This window comes from Hydrotalea sandarakina (assembly GCF_003254115.1).
Taxonomy (GTDB): domain Bacteria; phylum Bacteroidota; class Bacteroidia; order Chitinophagales; family Chitinophagaceae; genus Hydrotalea; species Hydrotalea sandarakina.
This window is the reverse complement of sequence record NZ_QKZV01000007.1, coordinates 136,408-149,065: the sequence shown is the minus strand read 5'-3', so window position 1 is coordinate 149,065 and position 12,658 is coordinate 136,408. Positions and strand designations below refer to the sequence as shown.

The 12,658-nt window shown below is 34.7% G+C and carries 13 protein-coding genes; 6 read left to right on the top strand and 7 right to left on the bottom strand.

Going from position 1 to position 12,658, the window contains the following annotated elements; genetic code table 11:
* Positions 1-99: 99 nt before the first annotated feature.
* Together LX80_RS11260 and LX80_RS11255 are read left to right on the top strand one after the other, a co-directional pair.
* Positions 100-1,323, top strand: a complete 1,224-nt coding sequence (locus LX80_RS11260; protein ID WP_111296488.1) for a trans-sulfuration enzyme family protein — start codon at positions 100-102, stop codon at positions 1,321-1,323.
* Between the two features lie 4 nt (positions 1,324-1,327).
* On the top strand, positions 1,328-1,777 hold the full coding sequence (locus LX80_RS11255) for a GNAT family N-acetyltransferase (RefSeq protein WP_111296486.1): 450 nt from the start codon (positions 1,328-1,330) through the stop codon (positions 1,775-1,777).
* A 56-nt stretch (positions 1,778-1,833) separates the two neighbouring features.
* Here LX80_RS11255 and fabD read toward each other — a convergent pair whose 3' ends face one another.
* The 3 genes from fabD to LX80_RS11240 all read right to left on the bottom strand — a co-directional run bounded on the left by fabD (position 1,834) and on the right by LX80_RS11240 (position 4,022).
* Positions 1,834-2,724: an ACP S-malonyltransferase gene (gene fabD, locus LX80_RS11250; RefSeq protein WP_111296484.1), complete on the bottom strand. Its 891-nt coding sequence runs from the start codon at positions 2,722-2,724 to the stop codon at positions 1,834-1,836.
* Between the two features lie 196 nt (positions 2,725-2,920).
* Positions 2,921-3,640, bottom strand: coding sequence for a GTP cyclohydrolase I FolE (gene folE / locus LX80_RS11245; protein WP_111296482.1), 720 nt, complete (start codon positions 3,638-3,640; stop codon positions 2,921-2,923).
* Positions 3,603-4,022 (bottom strand): 6-pyruvoyl trahydropterin synthase family protein, encoded by a 420-nt coding sequence (locus LX80_RS11240; protein ID WP_245898047.1) that lies wholly within the window; start codon positions 4,020-4,022, stop codon positions 3,603-3,605. The genes folE and LX80_RS11240 overlap by 38 nt, the downstream gene beginning before the upstream one ends.
* Positions 4,023-4,370: 348 nt before the next feature.
* Between LX80_RS11240 and LX80_RS11235 the strand changes: the two genes are divergently transcribed.
* The 4 genes from LX80_RS11235 to LX80_RS14500 all read left to right on the top strand — a co-directional run bounded on the left by LX80_RS11235 (position 4,371) and on the right by LX80_RS14500 (position 7,329).
* Positions 4,371-5,066 carry a ClpP family protease gene (locus LX80_RS11235; RefSeq protein ID WP_111296480.1) on the top strand — a complete coding sequence of 232 codons (696 nt, stop codon included), beginning with the start codon at positions 4,371-4,373 and terminating at the stop codon, positions 5,064-5,066.
* Positions 5,067-5,108: 42 nt separating this feature from the next.
* Positions 5,109-5,747 (top strand): ClpP family protease, encoded by a 639-nt coding sequence (locus LX80_RS11230; RefSeq protein WP_111296478.1) that lies wholly within the window; start codon positions 5,109-5,111, stop codon positions 5,745-5,747.
* A gap of 159 nt (positions 5,748-5,906) precedes the next feature.
* Positions 5,907-7,148 carry an ATP-dependent Clp protease ATP-binding subunit ClpX gene (gene clpX, locus LX80_RS11225; RefSeq protein WP_111296476.1) on the top strand — a complete coding sequence of 414 codons (1,242 nt, stop codon included), beginning with the start codon at positions 5,907-5,909 and terminating at the stop codon, positions 7,146-7,148.
* Between the two features lie 37 nt (positions 7,149-7,185).
* Positions 7,186-7,329, top strand: a complete 144-nt coding sequence (locus tag LX80_RS14500; RefSeq protein ID WP_170120448.1) for a hypothetical protein — start codon at positions 7,186-7,188, stop codon at positions 7,327-7,329.
* Between the two features lie 52 nt (positions 7,330-7,381).
* Here the strand turns inward: LX80_RS14500 and LX80_RS11220 are convergent, their stop codons facing one another.
* The 4 genes from LX80_RS11220 to nuoL are packed head-to-tail and all read right to left on the bottom strand — an operon-like array spanning position 7,382 to position 12,644.
* Complete coding sequence (locus LX80_RS11220) at positions 7,382-7,753, bottom strand: hypothetical protein (RefSeq protein WP_111296474.1); 372 nt, start codon at positions 7,751-7,753, stop codon at positions 7,382-7,384.
* Positions 7,754-7,763: 10 nt separating this feature from the next.
* On the bottom strand, positions 7,764-9,191 hold the full coding sequence (locus LX80_RS11215; RefSeq protein ID WP_111296472.1) for an NADH-quinone oxidoreductase subunit N: 1,428 nt from the start codon (positions 9,189-9,191) through the stop codon (positions 7,764-7,766).
* A 33-nt stretch (positions 9,192-9,224) separates the two neighbouring features.
* The gene (locus LX80_RS11210; protein ID WP_111296470.1) at positions 9,225-10,694 is read right to left on the bottom strand and encodes a complex I subunit 4 family protein; all 1,470 of its coding nucleotides are present in this window, start codon (positions 10,692-10,694) and stop codon (positions 9,225-9,227) included.
* Between the two features lie 39 nt (positions 10,695-10,733).
* Entirely contained in the window at positions 10,734-12,644 is a 1,911-nt protein-coding gene (gene nuoL / locus LX80_RS11205) for an NADH-quinone oxidoreductase subunit L (protein WP_111296468.1), read from the bottom strand.
* Between the last annotated feature and the right edge of the window lie 14 nt (positions 12,645-12,658).

Sequence of the window (12,658 nt, the reverse complement as noted above, 5' to 3'; positions counted from 1 at the left end):
CTTTTCAAAAAGTTTGATTAACACGTATTCATCAAAAAAATAGAAACAAGTTATAAATGGTGGTTATTTTTGTTGAATACACCTATAAATAACTTTACAATGAAACCTAATTTCCCATACAGTGGCATCAGCTCATTAGCTTTACATTGCAATGAACATGAAAATGCGGAATTTGCACACATTACTCCTATTTATGCCACTTCAACATTCACTTTTCCCACGGCAGAAGCAGGTATGGAAAGATTTGCAGGCGATGATAAATCAAGAATATATGGTCGTTGGGGTAATCCTACGTTTACTGCCGCTGAGGAAACCATTGCAGCATTGGAAGCATTTGGATTGAATAACAGCAATGGCACACCGTTACAATTAAAAGCATTATTACATGCCAGTGGGCAGGCAGCCATGACAACCTTATTTATGAGTACACTTAAAGCCGGTGATGCTGTTCTTTCGCACTACTCACTATATGGTGGAACGTATGAACTAATGTTGAAAGTGTTACACAATGCCGGCATTGAAACAATTATTGTTGACTTAAGAAATTTACAACAAGTAGAGGAAGTATTAAAAACCAATCCGCACATTAAACTGATTCATATTGAAACACCTGCTAACCCCACCATTCAGTGTGTTGATATTGCCGCTGTTACACAAATAGCCAAACAATACCATAAAAAAATATCAGTTGACAATACTTTTGCAACACCTTATTTGCAGCAACCATTTAAATACGGTGTCGATTTTGTTTTTCATTCAACTACTAAATTTTTAAATGGCCATGGCACTGCCATTGGTGGTGTATTAATTGGGAAAGATATTGAGTTCATGAATACGCAAGCTTGGAAATGGCAAGTATTATTAGGTGGCAATAGCAATCCTTTTGATGCATTTTTATTGATGAATGGATTAAAAACATTAGAACTGAGAATGCAACGCCATTGCAGCAATGCCAAAACAGTTGCTGAATTTTTAGACCAACATCCTGCCATTGAAAAAGTAAATTATGCAGGATTGCCCAGTCATCCGGATTATTCCATTGCCAATAAACAAATGAAACATCCCGGTGCATTAATGAGCTTTGAAGTAAAAGGCGGTTTAGAAGCAGGAAAAAAATTTATTGACAAATTACAAATGTGTGTAAGAGCCATTTCATTGGGAACATTAGATACGCTGCTTTCACATCCGGCCAGTATGAGCCATAGAGGTGTTAGTAAAGAAGAAAGATTAAAATTCGGTATTACCGATGGTTTAATACGTTTAAGTGTTGGCGTTGAAAATGTAGAAGATATTTTAAAAGATTTTGAACAAGCCTTAAGTTAATATTATGAATATATTGATTAGAAAAGCGGAACGTAAAGATTGTGCCAGATTATTAGAACTTATTCAAGAGTTGGCCGAATTTGAAAAAGCACCGCAAGAAGTAACTGTTACATTATCACATTTTGAAGAAAGCGGATTTGGGGAAAAGCCTGTATGGTGGGCTTTCGTAGCCGAAGTAGATGGTGTAGTAGAAGCATTTGCGCTTTACTATATTCGTTATAGCACCTGGAAAGGTCAACGTATGTATTTAGAAGATATTTTAGTTACAGAAAAAATGCGTGGTAAGAACATTGGCACCCTGTTATTTAACAGGCTGATTGAAGAAGCAAAAGAAAAAAAATTACATGGCATGGTATGGCAAGTATTAAACTGGAATAAACCTGCTATTGCGTTTTATAAAAAATACAATGCCGACTTAGATGACGAATGGATTAATTGCTCAATAACTTTTTAAAAAAATGGGCATCCGAAATAAATAACGGATGCCCATTTGTGTTTATTGTTATTTTCTTAACTAATTCCGTCAACTGTTACATTTTTGGCAATTTTTTGAATTAATCCCTGCAAAACCTTTCCGGGTCCCACTTCAGTAAAATGAGTAGCACCGTCGGCTACCATGGCTTCAACACTTTGCGTCCATTTAACAGCGCCGGTTAGTTGTGCAATTAAATTCTGTTTTATGCTGTTAGCATCATTTACCGCTTGTGCTACAACATTTTGATAAATAGGGCAAATGGGCTCATTAAATTGTGTTGTTTGAATAGCTTGCGCCAGCTCCTGACGGGCAGGCTCCATTAAGGGTGAATGAAAAGCACCGCCAACCGGTAATATTAAAGCACGTTTAGCACCGGCTGCTTTCATTCGCTCACAAGCTACCTCCACACCTTTTAAACTGCCACTAATAACCAACTGTCCGGGACAATTATAATTAGCGGCCACTACAACTTCTCCTGTTTCATTTTGCACCTGTGCACAAATAGCTTCTACTTGCTCATCGGGCAATGCCAAAATGGCTGCCATAGTAGATGGCTTTTGTTCGCAAGCTTTTTGCATGGCATTGGCACGAATAGCTACCAATTTTAGTGCATCTTCAAAACTTAAAACCTTGTTAGCAACTAAAGCTGAAAATTCGCCTAAAGAATGGCCTGCTACCATATCGGGATGCGCATCGGTAACTGTAGCATAAGCTATTACTGCATGCAAAAAAACAGCAGGTTGCGTTACATTGGTTTGCTTCAACGCATCATCACTTCCGGTAAACATGATGTCACTGATACGAAAACCCAAAATATCATTGGCATTTTCAAACATTTCTTTTGCTATGGCATGTTGTTCATATAAACTTTTACCCATTCCACTAAACTGAGCGCCTTGGCCGGGAAATACGTAAGCATGTTTCATATTCCTATTTTTTTTTATCGATTTATTATACGTAATGAATGTATTGTACAATTATTGCCACAATGGCAATGCAAGTATAGGTAAATAAATGTAATAAGTTTGTTTTAACGATTTGAAAAGTTGTTTCAATTCATTATCACAAACATAAAAAAGCCGGTTATTACTAACCGGCCAAGTGCATAAGGGCTTTTCTTGCTTAAACCTTCGTGTGTAATTCTAAATATTTTAAGAACTCGGAACGAGTAGCTTCTTCTTTAAACTTGCCTTCATAAAATGAAGTAACAGTGGTTGAGGTGTCGTCTTCAATTCCCCTGCTGGCAACACATAAATGTTTTGCATCAATTACCACAGCAACATCCTGAGTACCTAATATTTTTTGAAGTGCAGTACCAATTTGCATGGTAAGTCTTTCTTGCACCTGTGGACGTTTGGCAAAATAATTTACAATTCTATTAAGCTTGCTTAAACCAATTACTTTCCCATTACTAATATATGCAACATGTGCACGACCAATGATGGGAACAAAATGGTGTTCGCAATTACTGTAAAAAGAAATATTTTTTTCAACCAGCATTTGATTGTAATGGTAACTATTGTTAAACAACGTTACTTTGGGCATATTCTCGGGATTTAAGCCTTTGAATATTTCCTTAACATACATTTTTGCTACGCGTTTGGGTGTACCTTTTAAACTATCATCGTTTAAATCTAAACCCAAAACTTCCATAATAGCCCTAAAATGTTTTTCAATGGCTTTTATTTTATCTTCATCTGATAATACAAATGCATCATTGCGCAATGGTGTATCTACCGAAGTTTGCACGTGGTTGTCGCCCATTTCATCTACCAAAACATCTGTTAAGGCAATGTTTTTGCCATTAAGCTGGATACTCGACATAATTTCGCTCGGTTTCATATAAAAATATTTTTAACTCTAAATTTTCGTCCAGCTTATTACGCAGCAACTGATAAATTACCTTTGCTATGTTTTCGGCTGTAGGATTTAATTCTTTAAAATAAACCGTATCTAAATTCAAATTTTTATGATCAAATCGGTTTAACACTTCTTCTTTAATAATGGTGCTTAACACCTTTGTATCTATAACATAACCCGTATTAGCATCGGGTATGCCCGTTACTTTCACAATTAATTCATAATTATGACCATGGAAATTTTTGTTATTACATAACCCAAAAATTTCAGCATTTTTTTCATCACTCCAATTAGCATTGTGCAAACGGTGTGCTGCATTAAAATGTTCCTTTCTGTAAATGGCCACTTTATTCAAATCCATCATATTCTTTCTTCGTTATACCATTTTCTATCAACACACAACGCAAAAGATTGTACTACAATCGTATGCAACACTTTTAGCATTGATAAAACACTTTAAGAAAATCAATTTATGAGCACTGTATCAGAAGTGTGCTGACCAAGTGGCTCATGATTAAGAAAGCCGGTTTAATTTATTCAATCAAACACCAAAAATAGCTTACTATGCATTACTAACCAATATTTCAGAAAATTGTTTAAAGTTTTTTTATTTTTTTTAAACAGAGCAAACAAACTGTAATTTTGTCGCATTACAGGTTTTGCATGGTATTTGAACTAGGTAAACCCTTATCTTCATTAAAAATATTAGCACATGGACTTACAAAAAGAATTTGAGCAATATGCCATAAAGCACCGAAAAATCAGCAGTGCCACACTCCATAATTTTCGTAATCATTTTAATCCAACAGCATTAACGCCTTACATTATAGAAGAACGTTCATTGAATGTTGCCCAAATGGATGTTTTTAGCCGTTTAATGATGGATAGAATCATTTTCTTGGGTGAACCCATTGATGATTATGTGGCCAATATTGTTACCGCACAATTGTTATTTTTAGACAGCACCGATCGTACCCGCGATATACAAATGTATATTAACAGCCCCGGGGGCAGTGTTTATGCCGGAATGGGCATTTACGATACCATGCAGTTTGTAACACCCGATGTTTCAACTATTTGCACAGGCGTAGCGGCAAGTATGGGAGCTGTATTATTATGTGCAGGGGTAAAAGGAAAACGTACTGCACTTAAACACAGTCGTATTATGTTACATCAACCCAGTGGTTCAATTGGCGGCCAGGCTACCGATATTGAAATTACTGCCCGTGAAATAAAAAAGCTAAAACAGGAATTGTACGAAGTAATTGCAGAACATACCGGCAAAACAGTTGATGTTGTGGCAAAAGATTGCGACCGTGATTTCTGGATGACTGCTCAGGATGCAAAAGATTATGGATTGGTAGATGAAGTACTAATTCGCAATCCCAAAAAAGATAAAAAAGGTTAAGCTTTTCATTTTTCATTTCAAGTTTACAAACATTAAAAAATTATGATTTACAATAAATATTTAATCAATCCTTATTTAAACAACGAAGAGGGCGACGAAGACAACAGCAAGGAAGAAAAGGAACCCATGAGTCCGCAAATGATGAAGAAAATGGAAAAACTGTTTTTTGAAAAAAGAGCAGTTTATTTATGGGGCCCTGTTGATGATAAAAGTGCCAGAGATTTAGTGAGTAAAATTTTGTTATTAGATGCAGATAAACCGGGTGAAGAAATTAAATTGTACATTAATAGTCCCGGTGGTGTTGTAACAAGCGGCATGGTAATTTATGACACCATACAATTAATTCAATCTCCCATCAGCACCATTTGTATGGGCTTAGCAGCAAGCATGGGCTCTATACTTTTAAGTGCAGGAAAAAAAGGAAAACGTTTTATTTATCCGCATGGCGAAGTAATGATACATCAGCCCAGCTTAAGCGGTTATTTTCAAGCTACATCAGCCGATATAGAAATTCAGGCAGAACAAATGAAAAAAACCAAAGACCTGGGTGCTAAAATTTTAGCTGAAAACTGTGGAAAAACTGTAGATCAAATCATGAAAGATTTTGATCGCGATTATTGGATGGATGCCAACGAAGCAGTAGCTTATGGCATTGTTGATGCAGTACTTACTAAAATATAGTTGAACATCCCTAACGAATAAAATAGCAGTTCATCACTTTTAACGAAACGGCTATAAACTATATTGTACCTTTGCTTTTCAATTACAACCCTTGAAAAAGGGTTATATTTTTGTTTTAATAGCGAAAATGAAGCCTTTAAAACAAGTAAACTTTGTATTATGGCTAAACAATCACACTTACATTGTTCATTTTGTGGTAGAAGCAGGGCCGAGGTAAAGATTTTAATTGCCGGCCAGGAAGCGCATATATGTGAAAATTGTATTGAACATGCACAAGAAATTATTGCACAAGAATTAAAAGATAATAACACACCACAAACTTTTAATAGCAATAATAAAATTGCCGTTAAGAAACCAACCGAAATAAAAAAGTTTTTAGATGAATATGTAATTGGCCAGGACGAGGCTAAAAAAGTTTTGAGTGTTGCTGTTTACAATCATTATAAACGCATTACACAAAAAACACAAGCCGATGATATTGAAATTGATAAAAGCAATATCATCATGATTGGCGAAACCGGTACAGGTAAAACATTGCTGGCAAAAACTATTGCTAAAATGCTAAACGTACCTTTTGCCATTGTTGATGCCACTGTATTTACAGAAGCCGGCTATGTAGGTGAAGACGTTGAAAGTATGCTTACCCGATTATTACAAAATTGTAATTATGATGTAAATGCTGCCGAAAAAGGAATTGTATATGTTGATGAAATTGATAAAATTGCCCGTAAAGGTGATAACCCTTCCATTACCCGTGATGTAAGTGGCGAAGGGGTACAACAAGGCTTATTAAAAATGTTAGAAGGAACAGAAGTGCTGGTACCTCCACAAGGCGGAAGAAAGCATCCTGAACAAAAAATGATTAAAATTGATACTAAGAACATTTTATTCATTTGTGGTGGCGCATTTGATGGTATTGATAAAATAATTGCCAGAAGAATTAATACCAATGCCATCGGCTTTAATGTAGATAAGTTAGACCAAGAACAAAAGAAAAATAACTTATTACAATTTGTTAGCGCACAAGATTTAAAAAGTTTTGGATTAATACCTGAACTACTCGGTCGTTTACCGGTTGTAACGCACTTAGATCCTTTGGACAAGGCTACGCTTCGCAACATTTTAACTGAACCGAAAAATGCTTTGGTAAAACAATACAAACGTTTATTTGAATTAGAAAATATAACGCTTACCATTGATGATGAAGTGTATGATTTTATGGTTGAAAAAGCATTGGAATATAAACTCGGTGCCCGGGCATTAAGAAGTATTTGCGAAAGTATATTAACTGATGCCATGTTTGAATTGCCGGGCAGCAAACAAAAGGAATTTCATGTTGATTTAGCTTATGCAAAACAAATGTTTAGCAAAAGCAAACTGGGCATGTTGAAAGTTGCTTAAAAAATATAAAAAATAATTTTAATTAAAATAACCATTTATGAATGAACTGATTGAACGTTTGGTAAAAGAAGCAGGCCTAACACCCGAGCAAGCACAAAAAGCCATCGAAACCATTGCAGGATATGTAAAAGAAAAATTCCCCATGTTGGGCGGTGCTGTTAATAACATTTTTAAGAAATAAAAAATCGGAGTTATACTCCGATTTTTTTTATATGTACTTCAATCAATAATTCTTAACAGTTATTATCAGAAAAATAAGGCACATCATCACGAGCTACCGATTCTTTTTGTTGCCAATACGCTAATGTTACGGTATGCCCATCCGGTGTTTTTAATAATCTGCCAAACACAGCATTAATAACATTAAAGGTTACATCTGTCACACCAATGGTGTATAATGATGGCAGTTGAGAAGTTTCATTTTCCGTAACCCCTTCAGTTGTTTTAGCAGGTGTTGCATTTACTTCAACAACAACAACGGTATAGCCATTGTATTGCAATAAGTTTTTTAAAAATGTTACCCTGTCAACACTAACATTTCTTTCAACAATAGCACATTTGATACCGTTTAAATCTTCAAATTCATGATTTTTATTAATGGCCATTTCAAAAAATTTAAAATGCAGCAGCAGTAAGTGAATAAATGTAATGATAAATCCAACTACCTACTCCCGTAATCAATATGCCAACTATACAAATAATGAAACTAAGTTTTATTGGCTGCGGAATAGCAATCGTTGGCGCATCAAATTCAACATTGTTATCGAAAACTACTATTGCAACCCGTAAATAATAATATAAAGAGATAATAAGATTCACAGCAGCTAATGTTATCCATGGAATATAATTAAGATTTTCACTTCCGGACATTATTAAAAAAAACTTGCCAAAAAAACCGGCTGTTGGTGGAATACCGGCTAAAGAGAACAAACCAATTAAAAGCACCCATGACAAAAATTTGTTCTTTTTATACAACCCTTTAAATTCATTAATATTCTGTTTATCAAAAGCATTTTCAACATAGGTAATTACACCAAAAACAGCCAGATTCGAGAATAAATAAATAACTAAAAAATACACTACAGCAGTAGATGCGTTGTATGCATTACCTAAAAAAGCTACCAGTATAAAACCAACTTGCGTTATAGAAGAAAACGCCATAAATCTCTTAAAATTTTCTTGCCGTAACGCAAATAAGTTGCCAATAACAATGGTTACCAGTAATAATATTAGCATAACAATATGCCACACAGATTGCAAATGGTAAAATACCTTGAATAATAAATTCAATAAAACAAATAGTACAGATGCTTTTGAAACTACCGATAAAAATGCAGTAACTGATATTGGTGCGCCTTCATATACATCAGCAGTCCATAAATGAAAAGGCACTACGGATACTTTAAATAAAACACCCGCTAAAAACAATAAAAAAGCAACTAAAGAAAATGGATTCAATATAAGTTTTGCTGCTACTGCATTAAAATTTAATGAACCAGAAAGTCCATATAAAAATGAAATACCTAATAATAGAATGGCAGATGCAAATGCAGCAGACATTATAAATTTAAAAGCAGCTTCTGATGATTGTTTTTTATTGAGTTGGAAGTTAACCAACAATGCCAACGGAAGTGTTGACAATTCGAGGCCAATGTAAAAAAATAAAAAATTGGTTGATGAAAGCATACAAAACATACCTAATAAAGAAGATAACACCAATACGTAAAACTCGTAGGTATGCTCAAAACGTTGTAACCAATTATAACCTTGCAAAGAAATGATGTATGCAGCAAAAGCTAATACAGATTTTTCAAAAGCATTTAAGGATGTTAGTTGATACATATTGCTAAAAGCTGAATTATAGCCTACCGGCCAGAATCCGGCTAAAACAATAATTAACAACAATAAATTTACCCATTGCAAGGTCCATTCTGTATGCTGCTTACCTCCAAATATTTGTGTAAGTAACAAAATGAATATACCCAGCAATAACAATAATTCCTGTTTAAATGGCAAAAGATTATGTAGTAAGTAATATATCATTGAAGCATATGATTTTGTTAGCCTTAATTAATTTCAACTTTGCCAATAATGAATGGTTGGTGATATTATTTTTAAAATCAAAAATGGTAACACACCCACAATTAAAATACCAATTCCCAACAAAACACCTGCCCATTTTTCATACCAACGGGCGTCTATTGGCGTATCAAAATGATTTGCTTTCGTATTACCCATTAAAATAGTGCCTGCAGCTCTTAATATATACACAGCTGTAACCACTATTGAAGCAGCAGCTATAATTGTGGCTATTCGATATGGCAAAAATGGCAATTGCCATGAGCCAACCAATACAGTTACTTCAGCTACAAATCCACTTAATCCCGGCAATCCCAAAGATGCTAAACCTGCCAAAATAAAAAGTCCGCCAATAAAAGGTAAATAAGTTAATAAGCCACCCATTTCTTTAATAATTCTGGTATGTGTTCTGCAGTAAATCATACCAATTGCAGCAAAAAAAAGTGCTGTCATTAATCCATGGGAAATCATTTGCAGCACTGCACCGGTAATAGCTACAGGGTTTAACATTCCAATACCTAATACAACAAAACCACAATGGCTAACCGATGAATAAGCGTTCATGTATTTTAAATCTTTTTGCACCATAGTAGCAAATGCCCCATATAATATTCCAATAACAGCCAATAAAACGATGTAGGGGGAATAAAACTGTGCAGCTGCAGGCATTAACATAGTTACCAACCGTATAAGTCCATATCCCCCCAACTTCATTGATATACCGGCCAGAAACATTGAACCCGCAGTGGGTGCAGCAGAATGTCCATCGGGCACCCAAGTATGAAAAGGAAATAAAGCAGTGAATACTCCAAAGCCTATAAATAAAAATGGAAAAAATATTAATTGCCAATGATAGACCATGCCCGAATCTTTTAAAGTTAACATATTAAAACTGGGCGATCCATTGGATGAAGCATAATAAATACCCAATATTCCCATAAATAAAATGGCAGAAGCCCCTATTAACATTAGCACCAATTTGGTAGCACTATATGTTTTGTTACCACTACCCCAATTAAGAATTAATAAAAACTTGGGAATAACCGCCAATTCAAGGAAAAAGAACATTAAAAACAAATCGAATGAAATAAAGAATCCATAAGCCCCTAAAGCCAACAATGTTAATAAAACAAAAAACTCTTTTGTTAAGTATTCTTCTTTCCATGAAACTAGAATGGCTGCAATAACTACCAGAGCTGTTAAAAACAACATGACAATAGAAATGCCATCAACTCCAACAGAATAATGAATGTTCAAAGGGGCAAACCACATTACATTAGTTTGTAACATTACATTACCCGTTGTCATGTCCGAATTCAATACATATTGCCACAATACATTAATTACAACTAACAATTGTATAATAGCACCTGTTAAAGCCACTGCCCTAATAACTTGTTGTTTTTGCACAAACAACATTATAAGGATAGTGAGTATTGGCACGATAATTAAAAAATGAACAATCATATAAACATTCTTATTACGTTCAATGTATTTTACCTTCGTTTAAACCAAAAACAAAACAAACAAGCATAATATACCTACAATAAATATTAACAAATACTGCTGCACTTTTCCTGACTGTAATTTTTTTATGGCTATGGAAAACGAAAAAGTTATACCGGCACTTACATTCACCAATTTATCAATAACCTGTTTATCAATCCATGCAGAAGCATTCCCAATTCCATTAAAAATTATTTTATGGGTAATGAACTGGTATAATTCGTCAATATAAAATTTATGTTTAACCGTGCTATACACCAACCCAAACGAATTTTCCAAACTGGCAGGCACATTACTTTCTTTAAAATATAAAATAGCAGCATATACAATCCCTAATAAAGCAAGTAAAACCGGTATCACCGAAAACCCGATATGCATAGGTAACAGTAAAGGTTTACCATTAGCACTTATAAAATTCCCAAATGGAATAAAACCCGTAACAATTACTAAAGCAATCAAAATAAGAAGCGGCAATTTTATAAGCCAGTTACCTTCATGTGTATGTTCATTTTTTACCGGCTTATTCCAAAAAATACTGAAATACAAACGAAACATATAAAATGAAGTAATGAAAGCTGTAACTAATGCAACTGCATATAACCATTTGTGTTGTTGATAAGCGGCAAATAATATTGCTTCTTTACTAAAGAATCCGGAAAATGGTGGAACCCCGGCAATAGCCAAACAACCCACTAAAAAACCAATATGGGTAACGGGTAACAATTTACGTAACCCGCCCATTTCAAGCATATTGTTGGTATGAACAGCATGTATTATAGCACCCGCACACAAGAATAATAACGATTTGAAAAAAGCATGAGTGAATAAATGAAAAAGCGCTGCAGTATATCCTAAATGAGGATTCAAAATGTTATCATCTACTCCAAGTGCCAACATCATATACCCTATTTGCGAAATAGTAGAAAAAGCTAATACTCTTTTTATATCGGTTTGGGTACAGGCAATAATAGCAGCAAAAAAAGCAGTAAATGCACCTACTATACCTACAATGGTTAAAACAGTTCCATCTAACTGAAAGATGGGGAAAAATCGGGCAATTAAAAAAACACCTGCAACAACCATAGTAGCCGCATGTATCAATGCTGAAACAGGCGTAGGACCTTCCATGGCATCGGGTAGCCAAATGTGCAGCGGAAACATAGCCGACTTGCCTGCAGCACCCATAAATAACAATAAGCATGCCCAGGTTAAAGCAGACAAACCAATAAATGAGGTACCTGCACCTTGCGTAAGTGTTTGTTGACTGGTTAAACTACCCACCATTTGAACAATGTCAAATTGATTAGACAAAGAGCCTAACAATAATATGCCTATTAAAAAACCAAAATCGGCAAAACGTGTAACAATAAATGCTTTTTTGGCTGCGGCAACGGCTTCGGGCTTTGTGTAGTAAAATCCAATTAATAAATAAGAAGAAATTCCAACTAACTCCCAAAAAATAAATAATTCAAAAATATTTCCCGAAAGCACTAGGCCCAACATAGCAAACGTAAACAAACCCAAATAAGCATAGTAATATCCATACCGATCTTCTCCCTTCATGTAAGCCAAACTGAATATATGTACCATTAACGATACAATATTTACCACTAATACCATCATTACAGATAAAGCATCCACTAATATGGTGAAATTAATCGATAGGCTATTTGAGAAACTTAACCAGGGTTCATCAATAGGAATAAACAACGCATAAGTACCATTTATCTTTCCGTATTCAAAATAATATTGCCAAGCCAGCACAACCGAAAGAAGAGTTGTAATAATCAGTATTAAAGTAGCCAAATAGCCTGATAACACGGGCCATTTTTTGCCAATAAAAAGCCGATTGACTACAAACGTAACCAATGGTAAAAAAAGTAATAAAATAACCAGTAGTCCTTCATTCATAGCAATGATTTAAA